Genomic DNA, 22,947 nt, shown 5'->3' on the forward strand with positions numbered 1-22,947 from the left:
TTCTCCTTAAATATAACTTGGTGCATCATTTGCAAACAAGATAATATCACCTGCATGCGTACTTGCTTTTAAAATAGACTCCATAGCTCTCTTTTCCTTGAGTAAAATTTTTTGTGCCTTGGTGATATGTTTAGTCAAAATTTCACTATTGAGTTCACCTGTAATAATGACAATTTGGAAGACAGAATCAATCGCCTCAGCCAATCGAACATTATCCTCCTCACAACTTTCTACAAGTCCTGGCGTCACAATGATTCTTCGCCCATTACAATAAAGTGAAGTGAGTCGAATCGCCTCTAGCATTCCTTCAATATTTCCATTAAAGCTATCATCAATCAGAATTTTTTGATTCACTTCTAACTTATTGAGCCGATGAGGTACGGGCATTAACTTTTCTACTTCTTTTTGAATGCGCTCAATACTGATACCCAATTTATATGCAAGCGTAATGGCTGCTGAAATATTATGGGCATTAAAAGCACCTAAAATAGAAGTTTTAAAGGGATAAAATTGCCCATTAATTTTTAACTCAAAGAGTGTTCCATCTAGTGTTGCGTGAATATTTCGAACCTCTTCTGGGAAAAAAGTTGCCTGCACACCTTCTGGAATTTCATTATCGCTATGTGTGTATAAAGTCTTGAGGCGGGAACTTTGTGCAAGTTCATATTTTGTCTTTTGGATTGTATATACATCCTTAAAATATTCAATATGTGCTGAGCCAATTTTACCAATAATACCATAATGTGGAGAAACTAAGTTTGTGATTTCCAAAATATCGCCCTCTCCTCTCGCTCCAGCTTCCACAATATAAATATCACAAAAAGTAGGTAAATTGTTATTAATATCATTCACCACACCAATAAAAGTGTTTACACTTCTAGGTGTCGCATAAACCTGAAATTTATCGCTAAGAATTTGGGCTAAAAAATTCTTTAAGCTTGTTTTTCCAAAACTTCCAGTAACCGCTATAATAGTTAAATCTTGCAAAGATTCGATTTTCTCCTTTGCTACTTTTGCATAACGATTGAGTAAAATACTTTCCATTAAATTACTAATAATAACAGCCAGGATAATTGATGGGAGATAAAGATAATTATGTACACCTTCACTATCAGAACGATAGTATAATACTTCACCAAAAAGAATAAATGCAATATAAACAAACAAAAATCGTTCTACACGATTTGTAAATACAAGAGGCTTATCTAAATTCTTTGCCCAATAAATCAAAAATGGAAGATAGACCAAATAGAGGTAAAAATAAAAATAATCTCCAAGTAATAGCATCAATGTGATGGGTACAATAAAGTAAAAAATATGCCACCGCCACTTATGATGCTTAAATAATACACGTGAAATTTTATAACTATACCACTGCAAATTTGTTAACAAATAATAAGCTAATCCAAGCATAAATATCCAGTTAGATGCAATCCGAATAACATTAAATTCTACATTTAAAAAAGCTATTTCCAATGTCATTATCATCCTTTCAATGATTTATAGCGAATCTCAAATGAGCTAAATGGACTAAAACTAGATTCTTGAATATCACACTCTTGAATCACTAAACGCCCATTGCCCTCTTTAAGACGATTAATAAATTTTTCCATATCCTCCTGCTTAGCATAAATCTCACCCACCACGCTCCCATCATTCTCATTCATCACCCAACCCCCAATTTCAAATTCTTGACTAATCTGTGCAGCATATTTCCTAAAACCAACCCCCTGCACCTTTCCTTTGCAACAAAAACGCCAATTCTGCTTGTGTAAAATAACTTCTTGTTCAACTTGTGCGACACTACTAGATGGCAAACAACAAATCCAATTTAAAATCTCGGCGTGAACCGCTTTTTTTTGTTGCAAAAAAAAGAAATGATCACCCTTAAATGCCTGAAAAGAAGAATGTGGCATATATTCAGCAATTTTGTATCCGGAAGAAATGGGCGTAGTGTAATCCTGTTCACCCCACAAAACCAACGCATTAGAAGGGGAACACTTGAATATCTCACTAAAATCTTCATTTACAACGAGCTTAAATGTTTCATACATGTGGGGTGGCATTGCCTTTACATCTGAAGAACGAAACAGATTGGAAAAAAAAGAAATGCCCAGACGGCGAAAAAACTTACTCACCATAATTTTTAAACGAACGCTTAAAGATTTTGTTGGCACAATTCCTGCACTGCTTAAAAGCACAATTCTAGTAGGTTTTAATAAAACAGCGATTTTTCCGCCAAAACTATGCCCAACAAGAATGGCTGAATGGTCAACACCAATAGAATCTAAAAAAAGTTGTATAATTTCAGCATATTGACTACTTTTTAATACCATTTCATTACGACTTGCACCAAAGCCGGGCAAATCCACATAAATATGTCGGTAATCGGTCAGAGCGTCCTTAAACGCCTGCTTCATTACCTCTTTAGAACTTCCCCAACCATGCAGAAATACAATATCACCTTTTGTTGATGAAAGATTTAAAATTTCATAAGAAATTGAAAAATTATATCCCTGATAAAGTACTTCACGCACAGCCATCACTTACCCTTTGCGTATTGAATTTCACTCAAAAATAAATAACGAACTTGTGGAGAATGGGCAATAGGAAGCCTCTGGGCCAACGCGTCTAAAACAGAAACAAACGAATCCGAAAAAAGATAATGTGCAAGACTTCCTGGAATTGGATTAATTTCATTCAAATATATTGCATCTTTGTGAATAAAAAAATCGCAACGAATCAACGCCCCCTCAAAACAATGATGATACAATGCTTTGAAAGCCATTTGCATTCTTTCTGTCCATTTAGTATCAATCTCTGCTTGAGTCGTTTTCTCCGTCCTTGAAAAATCCAAATATTTTTTATTAAAATCAAGCAATTCACCCTTTTTAGGTTCTTCAATCATCGAAAAAATCCAATGCTCTTCCCCTTGCTTTTTAACCTTACAACCTGCCAAATTATATTCCTTAATTCCACCAATGAAAGGTTCTATTAAGACTTTATTATCAAATTCAAAGGCAACATCTAAGTTATAATTCATTTCTTTTTTATCACGAATAATTTGAATACCGATAGAACTACCTAAATGTAAAGGCTTAACAATAAAAGGGAATTCAAATGGGATAGAATCAATATTGCGTGTTTGCTTATCCAAAATATGGTAAGGGAGCATTTTTACACCCCTTGATTGTGCATACAATTTTGTTAACTCTTTACTAAAACTCATCACGCTTGCTTCTATACGCGGACCAATATAAGGGATATGATAAAATTCACACAAAGAAGAAATAATGCCCTCTTCACCCTCTGAGCCATGAATAAGGTTCAACATTACCTCAACACCTAAAAATTGTTCTTTCAAAAAACTCTTTTGCAAAAAACCACCCTTTGTCATTTGCAATTTTGGATATTTCTCATAACCTCCCGTCGAAAAGGTTTTTGCATTCATTTTATCTTGCGGAATAAGATAAAAATCACCCTTAGAGTCAATAAAAATAAAATATTGAATCCTTTCTTTCAATATATCTTTTAAAACAACTGCACTCACAATACTAATTTCGTGCTCATAACTTCTTGCACCAAACAAAATTGTATATTTCATTTATTCCCCTTGTAATTGCTTTAACGCCTCTTTAATAATTGTCTGTACATCCGATTCTTGGAGTGTTGCAAGAACTTTTGTTACTTGTTCACTCCTAAATCCCAACGCCTCCAATGCCATTCTTGCTTGAATTTTTTCCTCACTACTCCCTGTTTGTAAAATAAAGCCGGCCAATTCTACCATAATTCTTCCAGCACTCTTTGCCCCAACACCCGGTACTTTTTGGAGGGATTTAGTGTCCTTAGAAGCAAGTAAATTTGTAAATTCACTTGGAGAAAAGCTAGAAAGAATCGCTAGGCTTACCTTAGGTCCTATACCATTAACGCGTATCAATCGTTCAAAAGTATATTTTTCTTCTTTATGCAAAAATCCATACAAAAAATTTCCGTCGTCGCGAATAATCTGTGTAATAAATAAATTTACCTGACCTTTTTGAATTTGGGAGGAAGTCTGCAAAGAAATATGCACTTCATAAGTGATTCCTGCACATTGTATCCAAACAAGCATAGGCTCTTTATGGACAACTTCCCCTTCTAAGCCAACAATCACAAACGATCCTTTTTTGCAACCAAACTTCCACTCTCACAAGAAATACGATTGCCATCTTTTCCCATTTTAGGATATAAGAAGAATTCCTGACCACTCGCCAATTTTTTCAGCTTAACTTCATTATAGCCATGCCAACCACTCTTCACTAAAATATAAGATTCTGTTATGATTTCCTCGAGTTGTGCGATACCTTTATCAATTTTTTCAAGCCTCTTTTCAAGAGTATCAATTTCACCTTTTAATTGTTCTGTATAATGTAAAATATTCCGATAGGTATGAGCTTGCTCCCGAATCAATTGTAATTTTTGAGGATTTTGATTTTGATTTTTGTAATCTTCCTTAAACTGCTTAACCATCGGCTGCAATTGCTTTAATTCCGCAATTTCATTAGCATATTTTCGTTGTTTTTCTGTCAATTCATGCGAAAATTGCTTTTTGCCAGCTACAAGTGCTTGATAAGTCGCATTCTTCTTATGCCCAGAGTTTGCTCTCAATGTGAATCGATTATCCTCCCCCTTAAGACTGTCCACAATAATAGATGTAGAAGCATGTGCATGATGATTTGAATGCATCACCACAATACGCAATTCTTCGCCATAGCTCCTGCCACCGTATGCATGGTCAATTTTTACTTTATCAGCACTCACAACACCTGCTTCCAAACGCCCAATATGGGCAACATCGCTTTCTATAAATCCTTTATGAACAGCAACATCAACATTTTTTGCATAAATTTTAGAATTTTTGTGTGTCTGCCCCTTGATGATCACCTGATTAGCACGAATAATTGCATTATTTCCAACATTCCCTAAAACTTCAACAGTCCCTGCTTCAATAACTACTCCCTCACCCAATGCATCTTCCAAAGAATCTGTACTGCTAATATAGATATGCGTCGTTGTACCTGCCCCACCTAAAATCGAACCCGTTGTCGACAAAGAAGCGTTCTTAAGTTTAATTTTTGATGCAATCATTAGCTGATTGCCATCAAAAACAATATAGCCTGCTTCTCTTGCAAAATATTTTACCTCACCTTCAACTTCCTCTGTAATATACAAAGAATCATTAGCAATTAAAGGAGCACTTTCGCCTTGTTCAGGTTCTTGTTCTGGAACAAAACGTCCCAAACAATCTCTAGCATTACCACCCTTTCGCCCCTTATAAAAAGTAGCAACATATTGGTCCTTATGGATAAGTAAAAATTTTATCTTCAAATTCACAGCAAATTCTAAATGTTGATTAACACATGGCTCTCCCCCAACAGCCCTTGAGAGAACAAATTCGTGTGATTTACTCAAAAATTTCTCATCGGGCAAAGATTGCACAAAAATTTTCAAACGTTCATATTCAGTTTTTTCATCACGCATTAAAATATGCATTTCCGCCTTTTGTACACGTATACGCTCAAAAAATACCTTGATATTTGCCTCATCTTTTTCAATCCGGCTTCCCTGCATAATACGACAACAAAGCTCCCTTGCATCAGAGCTAAGATACAAAGAAAAATGATAGGTATAACGCAACGCTAAGTCAACAATAATGGAATAACGTTGTGTAATAATTAAATCACGTTGTAATAAAAAATCTTCGTCATCGATTAAGTGTAATTCTTCTGGTATTAATTCTCTTGTCTGTTGATTTATTGTTACGATATAGTAAACACCCCTAATTCTTGCTTCAAGCATTTTCTCATCAATGTCCTTTGATAAGGCAACCTTAAGAACTTCTTGTGATGGTGAAATACAATCTGGGATGAGAACGGGACTAAAAGTTTCTGGCATTAAACAATCCTTTCTTTACGCTTTATAGAGATTCAACCTATTTTCTATGTTAGAATACTCCATTCATAATTTTATCAAAATTTTTAGGGTTTTACCTTAAAGACATAAATTCAAAATTATTGGAGTTAAGACTTTAATGTTTTTTCGTTCGTTTTTTTCTAATAGTAGCGGGATTTTATTCTCCCGCATTACCGGTTTTTTAAGGGATATGATGATGAGCCATATTCTTGGGGTAAGTATTTATAGCGATCTCTTTTTGATTGCATTCAAAATTCCCAATGTTTTTCGTCGCATTTTTGCCGAAGGGGCATTCAATCAAGCGTTTTTACCTAGTTTTGTTGCAGCAAAATTCAAAGGGGCATTCACACTAAGAATTGCTTTTATTTTTCTTAGTATTATCATCGCTTTATCCATTATGGTTTCTTGTTTTGCACCCTCTGTATCAAAAATTCTAGCCTTAGGACTCAAAGAGGAAGAAATAGCTATTGTTGCACCCTTAGTGATGATTAATTTTTGGTATTTACCTCTTATCTTTATTGTAGCCCTCTTAGGAGCAATTTTGCAATATAAAAATAATTTTATCGCTGCGGCATATTCAACAATTTTTCTAAATCTCTCTATGGTTGTTGCATTATGGCTTACGCGCAATCACGATGCTTTTGAAATTGTGCTTTGGTTAAGCTATTCTACGCTAATTGGAGGGGTTTTACAAATTCTCCTGCATTTCTATCCGCTAAAAAAATTGGGTTTTTGTGCAATGTTTATGGCTGGTTTTACACATTTGCGTCGCAAAAAAAATGAAGTCAAAAAAGATATAAAGCATTTTTCTTCTCAATTTTTTCCTGCAATGGTAGGTGGGTCTACCGTACAAATTGCTTCAATTATCGATATACAACTTGCTTCATTCTTAGCTGAAGGGAGCATTTCATACCTACACTACGCTAATCGTATTTTTCAACTCCCCTTAGCACTATTTGCTATTGCTACTTCTATTGCCCTTTACCCCATGGTTGTAAAAGCCATTAATCAAAATGATGAACAACGGGCTATCATACAACTTAAAAAAGCATTTTGGTTTTTGCTCTACACTCTTTGTGGTTGCTGTATTGCAGGAATAATGCTTTCACACGAAATTGTATGGATTCTTTTTGAGAGGGGAAGCTTTAATGCACAAGATAGCCTCCAAACAGGTATTGTTTTATCAGCATACCTCATTGGACTCATTCCCTTTGGTATTGCACGTATATTTTCATTGTGGCTTTATTCACACCATCAGCAACTCTTAGCGGCAAAAATTTCTATCAAATCTTTGCTGATAGGCACAATTAGCTCTGTAGTATTGATGTGGGAATTTGGAGCATTTGGACTTGCATTAGCAGGTTCTATTAGTGGATTTGCATTACTGTATTGGAGTATTCAATCTTTTGGTTTTAGAAAGTTTTGGGCTATAATTGCGTCCAGAAAACAATGGCTTTTTTTAGGATTACTGATTCTTGTTGAAATTCCAACCATTTGGTTTGTAAAACAGGGATTGAATTGGATTTATCAAACATATTATTAAGGTGAGGAAGAATAATGAAAAAAACTCTCTATCTCTTTGATAGCTCAAAGGGTAAAAAAATAGAATTTGTCCCTATTAAAAGGGGTGAAGTTAGTGTTTATGTCTGTGGACCAACAGTTTATGATCATGCACATTTAGGACACGCAAGAAGTGCGATTGTATTTGATATTTTAAGAAGGTTTTTAGAGTCAGAGGGCTATCGCGTTTGCTTTGTAAAAAATTTTACGGATATTGATGATAAAATTATCAAAAAGAGCTATGAAAGTGGGGATACAATTAGTGAGATTACTCATCGCTATATTGATTCTTACCTTAATGATATGGACGCTTTAGGTGTCAAACGTGCAGATATTGAACCTAAAGCTACAGAATCCTTGAATGAAATTTTTGATATGATACAATTTTTAATTCAAAAAGGTTTCGCTTACCAAACTTCACATGGTGATGTATATTTTAGCGTCAATCAAGATTCTAAATATGGCGACATCAGCCATTTTCATGAGAATCCAAAAGACCTATTAGGGAGAATCGAGAATGATGAGGAAAAAAAGGACCCACGTGATTTTGCACTCTGGAAAAGCTACAAAGGAAAGACAGACATTGGCTATGAATCTCCATTTGGTAGGGGAAGGCCGGGTTGGCATATCGAATGTTCAGCAATGATTGAAAAATATTTTGAAGCTACACAAGATTACAGTATCGACATTCATGCAGGAGGTAGTGATTTATTATTTCCTCATCACGAGAATGAAGCAGCACAAACAAGATGTGCGATGAATAGAGAAATTGCAAAATATTGGATTCATAATGGTTTTGTTACAATTAATGGTGAAAAAATGGCAAAATCTTTAGGTAATAGCTTTTTTGTGCGCGATGCATTGAAAGAATACAGTGGTGAAGTGTTGCGTTTTTATCTTTTAGCAACACATTATAGGGCATCTCTTAGTTTTTCAACGGAAGATTTGCTGATGACAAAAAAGCGTCTTGACCGCATTTATCGCCTCAAAAAACGCATTGCAGGAACGCAAACTACATCACAAACAACAAGCTTTTTTTCACATTTTCAAGAAAGCTTTAAAAATGCCTTGAGAGATGATTTGAATATTTCGGTTGCTTTGAGCGTAATAGATGACTTCATCGCTACAAGCAATGAAAAACTAGATACAAATCCTAAAGATAGAAGCCTTAAAAGTGATATTTTATATGCCATCACAGAAATCACAAGCTTACTTGGAGTTGGCGATAGGGATAGCATAGAATACTTTCAGCAAGGGGTAAACGAAGAGACAAAAAAAGAAATTCAAAACAAGATTGCACAAAGAACAGAGGCAAAAAAAAATAAAGATTATGAGAAAGCTGATTGCATTCGTCAAGAATTACAAACTTTAGGTATTGCGTTGCTGGATACGCCACAAGGCACACTTTGGGAGAAAATTTAATGTTTGAAAAAATTATCAGAATAAATCAAACCAAAACATTTTTTGTCCTTGCTGTTTATATTTGCCTATTTATTTTTATTGGATTAATTGGTGATATTATCCGTATTAATGCCATCTCTTTTTCATCAGCTTTCTATGCACTCATAAGTTTTAAGATTTTTCCCCTCATTACAGTACTTATGGCTGGAATTGCGTGTGCTATCATTTTTTATAGCATTTCACGATTTCAAGGTATTATGCTAAGCGGTAATGAATATAAAGAACTCACAAAAAAATCAGCAATAACACCCAAAGAAAAAGAAATTGTAAGTATCTTAGAAGAATTACTCGTAAAATCAAACACCCCATTTACACCTCGTTTATACCTCTTACAAGCACCCTATATGAACGCATTTGCAAGTGGCTGGGATAGTCATAATTCTCTCATTGCTCTCACAACGACACTTACTCAATCCCTAAATCGTGATGAGATTAAAGCTGTTATGGCACACGAATTAAGCCATATTCGGCATGGAGATATTCGTCTAACCCTTATTGTTGGTATTTTAACAAATATTTTAACTCTAGCGATTAACTTTATCTCTATAGCATTTTTTGGAGGCAATCGTAACGAAGGGGCAAATCTTGCACGCACGATTTTACTTATCCTCACCTTTGTTGTGCCACTGCTCACACTTATTTTACAACTTTTTTTAAGTCGCTCCAGAGAATATATGGCAGACAGCGGAGCGGCATTTATTATGCAAACCAATATGCCAATGATTTCTGCCTTACGAAAAATTAGTGGGCATTATGCACAATATGACTTTAAAGAAGTTGATTCTAATCCAACAAGAAAGGCAGCCTATATTTTCAGTGTAAGTGAGGTTTTCAGCACCCACCCAAGCATAGAAAATCGCATACGAGCCTTAAGGAATCGATAGAAAGGATAATAATGAAAAAAGCACAAGATATGGAAAAACTCATTCAAGATATTTTTGAATTTATCGGGGAAGATAAGCATAGAGAGGGACTTTTAGAAACACCAAAACGAGTTATTAAATCTTGGGAAACATTATTTAAAGGCTATAATGAGGATCCTAAGGAAGTTTTAGGGACCGTATTTGAGCAAGGAGCATGCGATGAGATGGTTGTTTTAAAAGAGATTGAATTTTATTCAATGTGCGAACATCATCTTTTGCCTTTTTTTGGAGTTGTGCATATTGGCTATATTCCAGATTCTAAGGTGCTTGGAATTTCTAAACTTGCAAGGCTTACAGAAGTTTTTGCACGTCGCTTACAAATTCAAGAACAAATGACTGCACAAATTGCCGATACACTTATGGAAGTTTTAGCCCCGAAAGGCGTTATGGTTGTAGCTGAAGCAAAACATATGTGTATGTTAATGCGAGGAGTAGAAAAGCAAAATAGCTTGATGATAACAAGTGCGATTCGTGGAAGATTTAAGAGTGATGCGAAAACAAGAGAAGAATTTATGGCTCACATTCGTGGAAGATTCTAGCATTTAACTAATCTTTCTAAAAATAAAACAATTTAAACGAAATTAAGATAGAAAAATGCTAGAATGCCAGCACCGTTTACGAACACAAATACTAAGGAGATAACATTATGGAAGGACACGCACCTATCTTAGAAAAATTAACAAGCCAGATTAATTCACTTTTAGAACGTCTTAATCAATATGAGCAAGGATTCAGAAAAGAGCAAGAACAAAGACAAATGCTTATTCAGGCTCTTGAGCAAAAAAATCAAGAATTAGAGTCTAAAAACAAAGAAATAGTAAGCCTTTATGAAGAAATTGAACGTCTTGAGGGTAGAGAAAAAGAAAAAGAGTTAGAATTAGAAAATCTAGCTAATCAGATTCAGCTACGTTTAGGTGGCACACAAAATGAGCAATCCGTGCAACAACAATCCTACTAAAACTTAGGAAACCCTATGGCACAAAAGCTTTCTATTACTCTCATGGGAAGACATTACGACATTTCCTTACTTCAGGCTCATCCAAAGGTTCAAGAAGAGTGCGGATGGTTGAATACAAATATTGATCCGAAGGATTTGCTTAGGGCATATATTGCTAAATGTCAAGAATGTGCAGAATTACAATCCGCAATTGAGGATTTGAGTGATAATCTTGAAGAATGGCTTTAATTTATGTTTTTTTACAAGGTCGCAATTTTAGGACGCAAAAGCCCACCATTAATCTATTGCTCTGAACAAAGCATTCAGCCTTTAGAGTTAGTTTCAGCCCCATTAAAGACGGGTCAATCTCGTGGCGTTGTCCTTGAAGAAACCCAAAAACCCATCTTTAATTGCAAGGAAATTAAACCTCTAAGGCAATATTTTACACCTCTGCAAGGGAAATTAGCCTATTTTATTGCACCCTATTATTTTTCAACACTAGGAGAAAGTTTTGGACTTTTTACACCATTGGAGGTAGAGTATACCGAAAACAATGATGGGAATATGGGTTTGCAATCCACAGATACTTTTGTTTCCAATATCTGCCTCAAGAATCTTTCCTCAATACAAGCTAAATTTTACACACAAATTTTACCTCTCAAAAATGCCTTACTTTTTGGTGATACCGGTAGCGGAAAAAGTGAAATTTATTTTCATCTTATCGCTCATACACTCAAACATGGTGGTGATGCAATTTTGCTTATGCCAGAAATTAGCCTTACGCCACAAATGGAATTTCGCTTAAGAGAAAGTTTTGGGGAAATTTGTGCCATCTGGCATTCAAAAATCAGCAAGAAAAAAAAACAAGAGATTATTCGAGGCTTACAAGACAGAACAATTCGTATCATTGCTGGGGCAAGGTCGGCACTATTTTTACCCTACAAGAATTTGCAACGCATCATTGTTGATGAAGAACATGATGATGCCTACAAATCCCAACAAACGCCTTTTTATAATGCAAAAGATTTGGCATTATGGCTTTCAGCACACTATCCCATCTCCACACTTTTGGGGAGTGCAACACCTAGTGTCAGTAGTTACCACAAACTCCATGAGCGTCTATTTCGCCTTAAGGGTGGATATTTTAAGGAGAGTGGTAAAAATGTACGGTTTATTATTGGTGGTGATGAACCCAAAGAAGAAACTTTACAAAAAATTCAAGAAACATTAGATAAAAACAAACAAGTTATTATATTTCTACCCACGCGTGCGAATTTTAAGTATATCACCTGCCCAGAATGTGCAAAAACTCTTCAATGCGATGCTTGTGCAATCACAATGAGCTATTACGAAAAGGAGCAAAAAATTTGTTGTCATCATTGCAATAGCACTGCTCCAGCACCCAAATACTGCCCCTATTGCAAGGGTGATTTAATCCTAAGAAGAATCGGTACAACAGAGCTTTGCAAACGTCTTAAAGAAATATTTAAACAAACAAAAATTGAACGACTAGACCGCGATTGTATTCAGTCCACAAATCATCTCAAACAAATTTTAGATGATTTCAATCAACAAAAAATTCAGATTCTTATTGGAACACAGATGATTTCAAAAGGTCATGATTATCATGCAGTTGGGCTTGTTGTGATTCTTGGAATTGATTATGTGTTGAGAGCAGGCTCTGATTATCGTAGCAGAGAAAAGGTAATGGCGCTAACAATGCAACTTTGCGGGAGAAGTGGACGCAAAGAAAGGGGAGAAGTGTGGATTCAAAGTGCAGAATCACAATTTTTTATGCCTTATTTAGGAAAATACGACATATTTTTAGATGATGAAATTAACTTAAGGGGTGAAGATTATCCTCCATTAAGCAAAATAGCCCTTTTTCACATTAAACACAAAAACCATCATCGAGCAAAAGAAATCATGGAGTTTTTGCTTTTTTTATCAAAAAAAGAATCCTGTAAAATATTAAGTGCTGGGCCATGTGAAATTGAAAAATTACAAAATTATTATCGTTTTTTTATTCTAATTACCTCAAAGAGTGCGAAAACTTTACACCAACAGATAAGTTCTATCCTAGCATCTGCAACCAAACAAGGCTTAGAGCAAGGAAAGTGGATTAATGTTGATATTGACCCCTTACATTTTCTCTAATTTTTAGGTTTTTTTCTGTATATTATCACTCAAATTTCAACAAAGGATTATTTTTATGAAAATTGCGGTTATGTGCGATTCGCCCCTGCTCCAGAAATGTCTTGAGTATTACCTTAAAGATTTTATTGTTAGCTATCGCCAATGCGATTTTGTTATTGCGGATAAAAAAGTAGAAACAACCAAACCAACCTGTCTTGTAAGTTCAACTGATGAAGCAAATATTAAAAAACCTTTTAATCGAACAGATTTAAAACTTGGTATTGAGGCATTTTTTAAATCCTTGCGCCTCAAGCCAAGCCTGAAAGAAATTGACATTCACCATAAAGATTATGCCCTCAAATGTAAAATTCAAAATATTGTTGACACATTTGCTGATGAATTATACTGGGCAATTAGTGAGCATTATGAAGAACAATAATTATGCTAAATTGCGTATAAATGGGGGATATTTAAAAGGTAGGAGCATTCCATTGCCTGACACAAAGTTTACACGTCCAACGAAGTCTATTATTAGAGAATCTTTATTTAACCACTTGGGAGCAAATGTTCTACAAATGATTTTTATTGAGGCTTTTGCGGGTAGTGGTTCTGTGGGTATTGAAGCCTTAAGTAGAGGTGCAAAACAAGCGATTTTTATCGAGGCAGAATCTTGTATTTATCAGCAACTTAAAGAAAATCTGGTGCATTTACAACTTGATTCTCTTGCAAATACTCATCTAGCTGATAGCCTAGAAATCCTCCCTTCCATACTTCTCAACCTCAATGCTCCAGCCATCTTGTATCTTGACCCACCATTCCCTATTCGCATCGGAAAAGAATCTCTATATGAAAGTTTACTTTTACTACTTCCGACACTTTGCCTACAACATATTGAGTATATTATTTTTGAAGTAATGAGTGGACTCAATATTCCTGAATCACTAGGCCATCTCACCCACTCTAAAGAAAGAAAATTTGGTAAAACTTCTATACACTATTATACAAAACGAGAATCTTAAAATGCAAGTAGATTTTTTTATTTTTATACTTTACCAAGAAATAATCTCCAAGCAGTGGAACTATATTGCAATATTGCATCAACACAAAAACTATTCAAAAATTAGAACACTCACAAATAAAAGAAGTTAACAATGAAGCAAAATAATAAAATACCATATTATTATATTTTAGCAAAAAAGTTGGATCTTACCGGCTACTTAGAGAATTTTTCCCATTTTCTTGCACGTATAAAACCACCACATATTGAAGGTGACACGCAACGTCATATTACTATACTAGAGTCTTTAGAATCTATAGAATTCACTCCTCCACCGCCAATTCTCCCCCTACAACACCATCTTACTCATCTGAAAAAAAAGGGTTTTTTGCATAAAATAGATATTTTTGAATGGGTAAAACTATGGCGTTATTTCCTCTACTTAAAAGAATTAAAATGCGAGGGAGCATTTAAAATATGGCTTGATAAAATTATATTCCCTGATTCTATATTAGAGATTGAAAAGCAGTTTTCTGATAATGGAGATTTTAAACAAGGTATTTATCCAGAATTAGATAGTTATAAAGCAATTTTAGAAAATGCAAAAAAAGACAAACAAAAAAGCCTATATGTCGCCTTACATCAGGAATCTTTACGCCCTTTTTTAGTGGATTCACAATTACATTTTATTGATGATGAAGAAACACTCTTATTGCGAGCAGGCTTTAATGCTGTCCTCTCAGGCGAAATATGTTCGCGTAGCAATAGCGGATTTTTTTATGTTATCCCCAATTCATTAAGTAAGCAAAGGCACAAAATTCAAGAAATACAACAACATATTGCCCACTTAGAATACCGAATTCTAAGTAATCTTTCAAGCACTCTCAATAAGCATCTCCCTTTTTTAGGTTTTATTGACCGTGCATTTGATTATTTTGACCAACTTCAAGCAAGAATACATTTCGCAAAGAACAAAAACTATGAATTTCTAGCACCCAGCCAAACACAACAAATTATTTTGCATTCTTTTTCCCACCCAGCCCTAAACAATCCGCGTCCAATTAGTATCGATTTCTCCAAATCGATCCTTCTTATTACGGGTGTGAATGCGGGTGGAAAAACAATGCTTTTAAAATCCATTCTTTCAGCCGCATTTCTCGCACGTTATCTGCTCCCCCTACCCTTAAATGCAACAAAATCAACCATTGGGCATTTTAAGAATATTGAAGCTATTTTAGATGACCCGCAAGATGTAAAAAATGATATTTCAACTTTTGCTGGAAGAATGCTACATTTCAGTCAGCTTTTTGGAGCAAAAAATCAATATATGCTGATTGGTGTTGATGAAATTGAATTAGGGACAGATAGTGATGAAGCTGCAAGTTTATTTAAAGTAATTTTGGAACGTCTCCTAAAACATAAAAATAAAATAATTTTAACAACTCATCATAAGCGACTTGCAGCCTTGATGAGTAAAAACCCCTCTTTGGAGCTCATTGCCGCCTTATATGATGAAAAAAATCGTATGCCAACTTTTAGTTTTTTGCAAGGTACAATTGGTAAATCTTACGCATTTGAAACCGCCCTGCGTTATAATATTCCCGCAGACATTGTACAAGAAGCACGAAAAATCTATGGTGAGGATAAAGAAAAATTGGGAGAATTGATTGAAAAAAGTGCGAAACTTGAACTTATTTTACATCAAAAAGAACAACAGCTGAATGAGGAAATCCACAAAGTACAAAAACAAAGAGAATTATTAAAAAATGAAATAGAACAACAGCATTTAGACTATAAAAAAAGGATTTTTGATTTAGAAAAACAATATTTTGAAGCCATCAATCTCGCTAAAAAGGCAGCCAAAGAAACAGAAATTGCAAATATTCATCAAGGTATCAATAATGCAAATAAAATTTTACAAAAACTTAAATATGATGAGCAAAATCAACAGGTGGAACAAAATTTGCAGTGGAATGTAGGAGAAAATGTAAAAACACAAAAACACAAAGGCACTATTCTCGCTATCAAGGGTAATAATGCGGTTGTGGAGCTAGAAAGTGGCTTAAAAATGCATATTCCGCTAGTTGATCTAAAGAAAAACCAGATTCAAAAACCCAAATCAACAGCAAGAGTTTCGTTAGAGCTACAAAAAAAGCATAGAGTGGGTGGAGTGAGTCTTGATTTACATGGCTTAAGGCATGATGAAGCAATTGAAAAGCTTGATGAATTTTTATCAAATGCTCTTGTTGCAGGATTTGATGAGGTTTTAGTCTATCATGGAATTGGAACTGGGCGTTTGTCTTTTATTGTTAAAGAATTTCTAAAAACTCACCCAAAAGTGCAGTCTTTTAGCGATGCACCGCCACAAATGGGTGGCTTTGGTGCAAAAATTGTTAAACTTTAATTAGGAGGAAAAAATGTTAAATTTTGATATGAGTACAATGAGTGAGCAATCACTTATTAATTGTGATATCGCGACTGACCTTTTAGATAATGTGAGTGTTATTGCAAAACGTATGAGCATTTCAGGAAAAATTAGCGATAAAATGGAAAATGATATCTTAATGGAATGTGCTGCCTTACGCGGGGAACTACAAGCACACATCACAAAAGGTGAAATCAAAACCTCTTTTTTAGATAAAGTCAGAAGAGAGACAAAACGTCTAATTGAAGAAATGCAACCCAAAGAAGAGGAATAAATCTCCTACCGTGAATGAAAGGGCTGTATTATTGCAGATTGGCTTAAAAGCTCCGCAAAATGTGGAAAAGAGACATTCATCGCTTCACTAGAATGCATCACGATAGGGCAGATTAAGCCTACCAATGCAAAACTCATTGCTATGCGGTGGTCACCAAAACTATCCAATTCTGCTGATTTGAATTCTCCGCCAACAATCCTAAAACCATCCGGGTATTCTTCCGCCTGAATACCACAAGCAGAGAGATTCTGCACAACCGCCTTAATTCTATCGCATTCTTTCACACGCAATTCAGTTGCATTAGAAATACGACTTTCTCCTTGTGCCTGTGCCATTGCTATAGCCAAAGCTGGAATTTCATCAATTAGGCTAGGAATAAAATCGCAAACCTCGATACCATGCAAAGGAGCATATTTCACATAAATATCACCCACCATATCATAAGGATTATCGCGATAAGTATACGATACATTTGCTCCCATTCTTCGCAAAACCTCAAAACCTTCAATACGCGTTGGATTCAATAAAACATTCTTCAATAAAATTTCTGAATGGGGCGTAATAGCTGCTGCCACCGCAAAGAAAAAAGCACTGGAAGGATCGCTTGGAATATCAATTTCAAGGGGTAACAAAGATCGACTAGGGGAAATACGGATGCCCTTTTCAATCTCTTGAATATTCGCCCCCATTCCACGCAATATACGTTCAGAATGGTCGCGACTCTTTTCAGGCTCATAATATTCGCATTCCTCATTGCCTTGTAAAGCTGCAAGTATCATAGCAGATTTTACTTGTGCTGAAGCAATGGGACTCCTATAAGAAAAACCCTTTAATGGCATTCCAAGAATACTCAGGGGTGCAAAATTTCCATCTTCGCGTCCTTGAATTCTTGCCCCAATATCACGCAAAGGAGTCACGACTCTTTTCATTGGACGCATATTTAAATATCGGTCTCCATTCAATACAAAATGCCCATTCACGGCACTCAAAAGCCCACAGTAAAGCCTCATTGCTGTTCCTGCATTACCACAATCTAAAACATTACTCGGTTCAACAATACCCTTTTTAGGTGGGCTAAAATACCATTCATCTGCATTCTTTTCAACAGATAAACCCAACGACTGTGCAATTTTAAGCGTATTCAATGTATCTTCTGCTTCCAAATAACCACGTACTACAGAACGTTCTTTGGCTAAAAGAGAGAAGATAGCACAACGATGAGAAATTGATTTATCCGTTGCAATACGCGTGAATTCACCTTGAATCGACACTTTTGGGGAAATTTTTAAAGAACTCATCGCAAGACTGCTCCAAAACAGCGATTTAGCTGTTGCAAAATTTGATTCATAATTTCACTGATTTCAGATTCTTCTAGCGTCTTAGTGTCACTTTGAATCTCAAAACGCAACGTTAAACTTATCTGCCCTTTTTGCAATTGAGAATCTTCATAAATATCCAAAGGATAAATACGTTTAACTTCAGCAATATTCAATGACTCTACCTCTCTTTTAATATCCCTAAATAAAATATCCTTTGAAATAAGAAGCGTTAAATCGCGTTGATTGCGTTGAAATTTGGAAAAAGACTTAGCAATAATGGGTGATTCAGAAAATAGGGCAACCAAATTAATTTCAGCAACAAAACAATCATCAATATCAAATTCTGTATGTAAGGCTGGGTGAATCTTTGCAAGGATACCAATAACTCTACCCCCCTTCATAATATGTGCAGCCTGCATAGGGTGATATAAAACATTCACCTGCACATCATCAGTATTTAGCTCAAAACGTCCAATTACTTGAGAAATTTTCTCAGCAAAATCAAAAAGTGTTATCTCTTGGTCTTTTGCATAAGGATAAGCAGCTTCACGACTGACTTTTGTCATCGCAAAAGCAATAGAACGCATTTCCTCACGTTGATGGTTAAAAATAGACCCAACCTCAAACAAAGCGATATGGCGACGATTATTGCGACGATTTGTTGCGATTGACTGCAACAAAGAGATAAGCAATGATGGACGCAATGTATCTAATTCTTGTGTGATTGGGTTTTTTATATCCAAGGATTCATCAACCGAAGGAAAACCTAAACGCACCAAACGTTCTTTTTGTGCAAAAACAAAATGGATTGTTTCATGAAAACCCACACTAATTGCCCTTTTTGCTAATTCTCTTTCAAATTTATAGTGCATATAGAAGGCATCAATGTGTCTTTCTTCCGAAAACTGCAATGGAACAGACGGTAGAGAATCGATACCCATAATGCGTAAAATTTCCTCAGCAACATCTTGCACATTATGAATATCATGGCGAAATGCTGGAATATTTAAGGCTAACACTTTTTCATCAGACACCATCTCAATACTAAAGCCTAAATTCTTCAAAATTGTTGCAATGGTATTTGCATTCAAATTTACACCAATGATTTCATTAATTTGTTGCACATCAACCGTAATTGTAGGTTGGATATAATTCTGAACAATCTCTTGCGTTCCTAAATAAATTAAAACATCCATTTCTCGTAGCAAAGAACATAAAATCTTGATGCTTTCTGATAAATTTGGGTTACTCCCTCTTGATGTGCGATAATAAAGCTGCATATCCTTCTGGATATGGGGATTATCCATTACTCTCTTAGCAAGAATATCTGGTGGAATATAACTCGCTTCAATAATCCACACACCGTCTTCTTGAGTGTCATCTGCAATCTGCTTTACGCCAATTTGAGAGAGAATACGATCATTCGCATACACAGATTCAAAGCCATTTTCATCAGTTTTTACAGAAAGCGTAATTTTATCACCATCAGCATTCTTGCACATTTGACTTGAATAAATCTGAAAGACTGTCCCTGTTAACCACGACACATATTGCACAAAGGATAATAAAGGTTTGTTTTGCACAAGAATATTATTATAAGCAAGAATAAGACTGACTTTTAAAGGAATATGAAAATTCTCACATTGAATCATCTTATATACCAAAGAAGATTTTAAGTCCCTATCATATTGAAGTTGCAATAATCGCCCAATACCTAAGACATTATCCTCTTTATTATGGTGGGCTTTATTTTCTAACTCAAAAGGTATTTCAAAAGTAGTCGCAATATCCCTTGCCACACCATATAAACTCAAACAATCTCCACGATTAGGGGTTACATTTATCTCAAAACATGTATCATTAAACAAAGGATATTCATTTAAAGCTTTTCCACATTCCAAAATGCCTATTGAATCATCAAGCACCATAATTCCATCGTTTATTTTTGGTAACCCCAGCTCTGTCGCGGAACAAATCATTCCCTCGCTGGTTTCGTTACGAATCTTGCTTTTCTTAATCGTTAATGTATCACTGATTTTCGTTCCTTCAAGTGCAACGGCAACAAATTGTTCAGCCGCTACATTCCTTGCCCCACAGACAATCTGCAAAACCCTATCATCACCAATCTTAACCTGACAAACTTGCAGTTTATCTGCATTCTCATGTGGGTTCACAGCTTGCACAAAACCAACAACGACACCATCTGGTACTTTTATTTTTTCAATGCGATCAACTTCCAACCCGATACGATTTAATCTTGTATAGATATCCTCAACGGAAATTCCTTCAATAGGAATCAATGTTTGCAACAAATAATAAGTAAATATCATGAAAACTGCTCCAAAATGCGTAAATCACTTTCAAAAAAGGACCGCAAATCACTCACTGCATGAATCAACATTGCAAATCTCTCCACCCCCATTCCAAAGGCATAACCACTAACATTCTCATAATGAACGGCAGCAAAAACATTCCTATCTACAATGCCACACCCCAACACTTCAAGCCAGCCTGTATGCGAACAAACACGACAACCATTTCCTTTACAAAAAATACAACTAATATCCACTTCCGCACTTGGCTCTGTAAAAGGAAAAAAACTGGAACGAAATCTCACGGAAATATCCCCACCAAACATATAATGTAAAAAATCCTCCAAAATAAATTTCAAATGACTGAAAGAAATTTTACCTTTTTCTTCTACGACCAATCCCTCCACCTGATGAAACATCGGTGTGTGTGTTAAATCATAATCACGACGAAAAACTGCACCTGGACAAATCATACGAATAGGGAAACTTTCCTGCTCCATTGTTCTAATCTGCACTGGGGAAGTGTGAGTTCTTAAAACCTTTCCATCGTTAAAATAAAAAGTGTCCTGCATATCCCTTGCAGGGTGATATTCTGGAATATTCAAGGCTTGAAAATTATGGAAATCATCTTCAACCAAAGGACCACTGCGTAAAGAAAAATTCATTGCAACAAAATAATCAATAATCTTTTCTAAAGTTATAGATACCGGATGCATAGAACCATAATTGCTAGAAGTATTAAACAAGGTCATATCAATACGTTCTTTTTTAAGCTGATCAGCTAATTCCTGTGCTTTTAGTATCTCCTTTTTTGTTGCCAATGCTGATTCAATTTGACTCTTTAAGGCATTCAACTCACGTGCCTTTATTTTTTTTGTATCACCTTCTAATTCCTTTAAAAGCACGAATAATTCTGTAATGTTGCCTTTTTTTCCAAAAGCCTTAATACGAATATCCTCTAATTCCTGCAAACTTGTTGCTAATTCTATCGCCTTAAGTGTGTTATTTTCCATAGCAGTAAAGAGTCTCCTTTAAATCGATTGGGCTTAAATCAACTTTTAGTAATCCTGAAGCCACAACTCTAGAGATTATAATACGAGATAGCTTAAAAAGTAAGAAAGCCATTGTCTACAACGACTAACAGTCTGTTTTCTAAGAAAATTGATAATATCACTCCCCTAAACTTATTATCGCCTTAATTTCAAAGAAAGAGAAATATTCTACTTAACTAAAGCACTAATCGCTTTAAAGGCATCGTCCTTGCAAGTACGAATCGAGGCAAACAAAAAACTTTCCGTAGGAATGATTTGCACATTCTCTTGACTCAAAGTCCATAAGGCGAGATGATGGTTATTAAGATTTCTTGAGCTACAGGCATCGCCAATTAAAACAACTTCCAGGTCAAGCATTCTTGCATGCTGAATGCTTTGAAAAATACAAACATGCGTCTCAATACCAAAAAATATAATTTTTTTGTAAGATTTTTGGATAATTTTATTATAAATCTGTTCTTCACCAAAAACACTGAAACTTAGTTTTTCAAAACACTCAAAACCCTCAATATTTAATACACTCTTTCCTAAACCTTTTGTGTATTGTTCTGTAATTAATGTAGGAATAGATAAAATCCTAGCCGCATCCAAAAGAATGTTGCCATTTTTCAATACTCTCTCTTTTTCAGACATTACAGGAACAAGCCTCTCCTGTACATCAACACAAATCAGCAAAGAATCTGCCGGCTCAAAAATTGCTTGTTGAATTTGTCTCATACTTAATCCCTTATAAATTGATTTCCTCAAAAGTATAACTTTTAATCCTTTAAATTTTCTTTTTAATTTCTTCTTTTAGTTGCTTAATTTCATCAATAATATTTGGACTACCTCTAAGCAAAGAATGTAATTGCATGTAAAATAATCTTTTATGCGTGAACGCTTCTGTGTTTTTGAGTAGAGGTAAAGAATTCAATAAGCCGGATTCACTATCAACCCTAACTCCATAAAACAGGATTTGTGGAGGATTTTTCAATAAAAATTCTTGCTCAATAATAGGACGTTTTCCATGTACTTCCTTTGCAATATTCTGAATCCCTAATAATTCTAAGATATCGCTAGGAAGGGTATCTCCTCCAAATAACATTAAAGGTGCTGTTGAATAAATAAATGCACCTTGAAGTCCTAAAGAATCTTTTTTTAATTCTTGAATATCTGTTTCAAATTTACCCACTATTTTCTGTGCTTCTTGATTTTTCCCAACAATTTTTCCAATTTCAAGAATATTGTTTTTGATTTGCTCTAAAGAATGTGCTTCAAATGATAAATTTTTTATATTGAAATTATCTAATTGTGGTTTGATACCCATTGCATAAGAATTTAAAATCACATAATCAGGCTTTAATCGTAAAATATCTTCAATTGAAGGATGGGAAAATGTCCCAACTACAGGTAGCTTTGATGTCTTATCAGCAGGTTTAATGGGAGCTTGCATTTTAGCAATGGCTAAAATTCTATCTTCTGCCTTTAAAGCATAGAGAATCTCCACAATAGCTGGGTCTAGCACAATCATTTTAGGTGCTTGTGCAAACGCAAATGAAAACAATCCCATACACACACAAAGTATTTTTAATAACTTCTCTAACATAAATATTCCTTTAT

Annotated in this window: 21 protein-coding genes; 11 read left to right on the forward strand and 10 right to left on the reverse strand. The window is 35.1% G+C overall.

The window, feature by feature from the left end; translation table 11 throughout:
- Positions 1–6: 6 nt before the first annotated feature.
- Genes CCZ01_RS05180 through CCZ01_RS05200 form a run of 5 tightly spaced genes read right to left on the reverse strand, consistent with a single transcriptional unit; the run spans position 7 to position 5,934 of the window.
- Positions 7–1,482 (reverse strand): Mur ligase family protein, encoded by a 1,476-nt coding sequence (locus CCZ01_RS05180; protein WP_112052167.1) that lies wholly within the window; start codon positions 1,480–1,482, stop codon positions 7–9.
- Between the two features lie 2 nt (positions 1,483–1,484).
- Positions 1,485–2,543 carry an alpha/beta fold hydrolase gene (locus tag CCZ01_RS05185; RefSeq protein WP_112052168.1) on the reverse strand — a complete coding sequence of 353 codons (1,059 nt, stop codon included), beginning with the start codon at positions 2,541–2,543 and terminating at the stop codon, positions 1,485–1,487.
- The gene (locus tag CCZ01_RS05190) at positions 2,543–3,604 is read right to left on the reverse strand and encodes a D-alanine--D-alanine ligase (protein ID WP_112052169.1); all 1,062 of its coding nucleotides are present in this window, start codon (positions 3,602–3,604) and stop codon (positions 2,543–2,545) included. Before CCZ01_RS05190 ends, CCZ01_RS05185 begins: the two co-directional genes overlap by 1 nt.
- Positions 3,605–4,153: a Holliday junction branch migration protein RuvA gene (gene ruvA / locus CCZ01_RS05195; RefSeq protein WP_112052170.1), complete on the reverse strand. Its 549-nt coding sequence runs from the start codon at positions 4,151–4,153 to the stop codon at positions 3,605–3,607.
- Positions 4,150–5,934, reverse strand: coding sequence for a FapA family protein (locus tag CCZ01_RS05200; RefSeq protein WP_112052171.1), 1,785 nt, complete (start codon positions 5,932–5,934; stop codon positions 4,150–4,152). The genes ruvA and CCZ01_RS05200 overlap by 4 nt, the downstream gene beginning before the upstream one ends.
- A 136-nt stretch (positions 5,935–6,070) precedes the next feature.
- Between CCZ01_RS05200 and murJ the strand changes: the two genes are divergently transcribed.
- The 11 genes from murJ to CCZ01_RS05255 all read left to right on the forward strand — a co-directional run bounded on the left by murJ (position 6,071) and on the right by CCZ01_RS05255 (position 16,665).
- Positions 6,071–7,495 carry a murein biosynthesis integral membrane protein MurJ gene (gene murJ / locus CCZ01_RS05205; protein ID WP_112052172.1) on the forward strand — a complete coding sequence of 475 codons (1,425 nt, stop codon included), beginning with the start codon at positions 6,071–6,073 and terminating at the stop codon, positions 7,493–7,495.
- Between the two features lie 14 nt (positions 7,496–7,509).
- A complete protein-coding gene (gene cysS / locus CCZ01_RS05210) occupies positions 7,510–8,934 on the forward strand; it encodes a cysteine--tRNA ligase (protein WP_112052173.1) in 1,425 nt (474 codons plus the stop codon).
- Positions 8,934–9,857, forward strand: coding sequence for a zinc metalloprotease HtpX (gene htpX, locus CCZ01_RS05215; protein WP_112052207.1), 924 nt, complete (start codon positions 8,934–8,936; stop codon positions 9,855–9,857). The genes cysS and htpX overlap by 1 nt, the downstream gene beginning before the upstream one ends.
- An 11-nt stretch (positions 9,858–9,868) precedes the next feature.
- Positions 9,869–10,435: a GTP cyclohydrolase I FolE gene (folE, locus tag CCZ01_RS05220; RefSeq protein WP_112052174.1), complete on the forward strand. Its 567-nt coding sequence runs from the start codon at positions 9,869–9,871 to the stop codon at positions 10,433–10,435.
- Positions 10,436–10,542: 107 nt separating this feature from the next.
- A complete protein-coding gene (locus CCZ01_RS05225) occupies positions 10,543–10,854 on the forward strand; it encodes a hypothetical protein (protein WP_112052175.1) in 312 nt (103 codons plus the stop codon).
- Positions 10,855–10,869: 15 nt separating this feature from the next.
- A complete protein-coding gene (locus CCZ01_RS05230) occupies positions 10,870–11,082 on the forward strand; it encodes a hypothetical protein (RefSeq protein WP_112052176.1) in 213 nt (70 codons plus the stop codon).
- Positions 11,083–11,085: 3 nt separating this feature from the next.
- Entirely contained in the window at positions 11,086–12,990 is a 1,905-nt protein-coding gene (gene priA / locus CCZ01_RS05235; protein WP_112052177.1) for a replication restart helicase PriA, read from the forward strand.
- Positions 12,991–13,045: 55 nt separating this feature from the next.
- On the forward strand, positions 13,046–13,408 hold the full coding sequence (locus tag CCZ01_RS05240; RefSeq protein ID WP_112052178.1) for a hypothetical protein: 363 nt from the start codon (positions 13,046–13,048) through the stop codon (positions 13,406–13,408).
- Positions 13,395–13,988, forward strand: coding sequence for a 16S rRNA (guanine(966)-N(2))-methyltransferase RsmD (gene rsmD, locus CCZ01_RS05245; RefSeq protein WP_181566328.1), 594 nt, complete (start codon positions 13,395–13,397; stop codon positions 13,986–13,988). The genes CCZ01_RS05240 and rsmD overlap by 14 nt, the downstream gene beginning before the upstream one ends.
- A 132-nt stretch (positions 13,989–14,120) precedes the next feature.
- Positions 14,121–16,370 (forward strand): endonuclease MutS2, encoded by a 2,250-nt coding sequence (locus CCZ01_RS05250; protein WP_112052180.1) that lies wholly within the window; start codon positions 14,121–14,123, stop codon positions 16,368–16,370.
- Between the two features lie 13 nt (positions 16,371–16,383).
- Positions 16,384–16,665 carry a hypothetical protein gene (locus tag CCZ01_RS05255; RefSeq protein ID WP_112052181.1) on the forward strand — a complete coding sequence of 94 codons (282 nt, stop codon included), beginning with the start codon at positions 16,384–16,386 and terminating at the stop codon, positions 16,663–16,665.
- A 5-nt stretch (positions 16,666–16,670) separates the two neighbouring features.
- Here CCZ01_RS05255 and aroA read toward each other — a convergent pair whose 3' ends face one another.
- From aroA to CCZ01_RS05280, 5 genes are all read right to left on the reverse strand, one after another.
- Positions 16,671–17,963: a 3-phosphoshikimate 1-carboxyvinyltransferase gene (aroA, locus tag CCZ01_RS05260; RefSeq protein WP_112052182.1), complete on the reverse strand. Its 1,293-nt coding sequence runs from the start codon at positions 17,961–17,963 to the stop codon at positions 16,671–16,673.
- Complete coding sequence (pheT, locus tag CCZ01_RS05265) at positions 17,960–20,314, reverse strand: phenylalanine--tRNA ligase subunit beta (RefSeq protein WP_112052183.1); 2,355 nt, start codon at positions 20,312–20,314, stop codon at positions 17,960–17,962. The genes aroA and pheT overlap by 4 nt, the downstream gene beginning before the upstream one ends.
- Positions 20,311–21,309 carry a phenylalanine--tRNA ligase subunit alpha gene (gene pheS, locus CCZ01_RS05270; protein WP_112052184.1) on the reverse strand — a complete coding sequence of 333 codons (999 nt, stop codon included), beginning with the start codon at positions 21,307–21,309 and terminating at the stop codon, positions 20,311–20,313. Before pheS ends, pheT begins: the two co-directional genes overlap by 4 nt.
- Before the next feature lie 207 nt (positions 21,310–21,516).
- A complete protein-coding gene (locus CCZ01_RS05275) occupies positions 21,517–22,065 on the reverse strand; it encodes an isochorismatase family protein (RefSeq protein WP_112052185.1) in 549 nt (182 codons plus the stop codon).
- A 49-nt stretch (positions 22,066–22,114) separates the two neighbouring features.
- Entirely contained in the window at positions 22,115–22,933 is an 819-nt protein-coding gene (locus tag CCZ01_RS05280; RefSeq protein WP_112052186.1) for an ABC transporter substrate-binding protein, read from the reverse strand.
- Positions 22,934–22,947: the final 14 nt, after the last annotated feature.

It is taken from the genome of Helicobacter monodelphidis, assembly GCF_003288845.1.
Lineage (GTDB): Bacteria > Campylobacterota > Campylobacteria > Campylobacterales > Helicobacteraceae > NHYN01.

What these genes read in the sequence shown, in the direction of transcription:
- CCZ01_RS05255 (WP_112052181.1), top strand. Translation starts at nt 16,384, where the DNA reads ATGTTAAATTTTGATATGAGTACAATGAGTGAGCAATCACTTATTAAT.
- priA (WP_112052177.1), top strand. Translation starts at nt 11,086, where the DNA reads ATGTTTTTTTACAAGGTCGCAATTTTAGGACGCAAAAGCCCACCATTA.
- cysS (WP_112052173.1), top strand. Translation starts at nt 7,510, where the DNA reads ATGAAAAAAACTCTCTATCTCTTTGATAGCTCAAAGGGTAAAAAAATA.
- CCZ01_RS05185 (WP_112052168.1), bottom strand. Translation starts at nt 2,543, where the DNA reads ATGGCTGTGCGTGAAGTACTTTATCAGGGATATAATTTTTCAATTTCT.
- htpX (WP_112052207.1), top strand. Translation starts at nt 8,934, where the DNA reads ATGTTTGAAAAAATTATCAGAATAAATCAAACCAAAACATTTTTTGTC.
- pheS (WP_112052184.1), bottom strand. Translation starts at nt 21,309, where the DNA reads ATGGAAAATAACACACTTAAGGCGATAGAATTAGCAACAAGTTTGCAG.
- CCZ01_RS05200 (WP_112052171.1), bottom strand. Translation starts at nt 5,934, where the DNA reads ATGCCAGAAACTTTTAGTCCCGTTCTCATCCCAGATTGTATTTCACCA.
- murJ (WP_112052172.1), top strand. Translation starts at nt 6,071, where the DNA reads ATGTTTTTTCGTTCGTTTTTTTCTAATAGTAGCGGGATTTTATTCTCC.
- folE (WP_112052174.1), top strand. Translation starts at nt 9,869, where the DNA reads ATGAAAAAAGCACAAGATATGGAAAAACTCATTCAAGATATTTTTGAA.
- CCZ01_RS05250 (WP_112052180.1), top strand. Translation starts at nt 14,121, where the DNA reads ATGAAGCAAAATAATAAAATACCATATTATTATATTTTAGCAAAAAAG.
- CCZ01_RS05225 (WP_112052175.1), top strand. Translation starts at nt 10,543, where the DNA reads ATGGAAGGACACGCACCTATCTTAGAAAAATTAACAAGCCAGATTAAT.
- rsmD (WP_181566328.1), top strand. Translation starts at nt 13,395, where the DNA reads ATGAAGAACAATAATTATGCTAAATTGCGTATAAATGGGGGATATTTA.
- CCZ01_RS05275 (WP_112052185.1), bottom strand. Translation starts at nt 22,065, where the DNA reads ATGAGACAAATTCAACAAGCAATTTTTGAGCCGGCAGATTCTTTGCTG.
- CCZ01_RS05280 (WP_112052186.1), bottom strand. Translation starts at nt 22,933, where the DNA reads ATGTTAGAGAAGTTATTAAAAATACTTTGTGTGTGTATGGGATTGTTT.
- pheT (WP_112052183.1), bottom strand. Translation starts at nt 20,314, where the DNA reads ATGATATTTACTTATTATTTGTTGCAAACATTGATTCCTATTGAAGGA.
- CCZ01_RS05180 (WP_112052167.1), bottom strand. Translation starts at nt 1,482, where the DNA reads ATGACATTGGAAATAGCTTTTTTAAATGTAGAATTTAATGTTATTCGG.
- CCZ01_RS05240 (WP_112052178.1), top strand. Translation starts at nt 13,046, where the DNA reads ATGAAAATTGCGGTTATGTGCGATTCGCCCCTGCTCCAGAAATGTCTT.
- CCZ01_RS05230 (WP_112052176.1), top strand. Translation starts at nt 10,870, where the DNA reads ATGGCACAAAAGCTTTCTATTACTCTCATGGGAAGACATTACGACATT.
- CCZ01_RS05190 (WP_112052169.1), bottom strand. Translation starts at nt 3,604, where the DNA reads ATGAAATATACAATTTTGTTTGGTGCAAGAAGTTATGAGCACGAAATT.
- aroA (WP_112052182.1), bottom strand. Translation starts at nt 17,963, where the DNA reads ATGAGTTCTTTAAAAATTTCCCCAAAAGTGTCGATTCAAGGTGAATTC.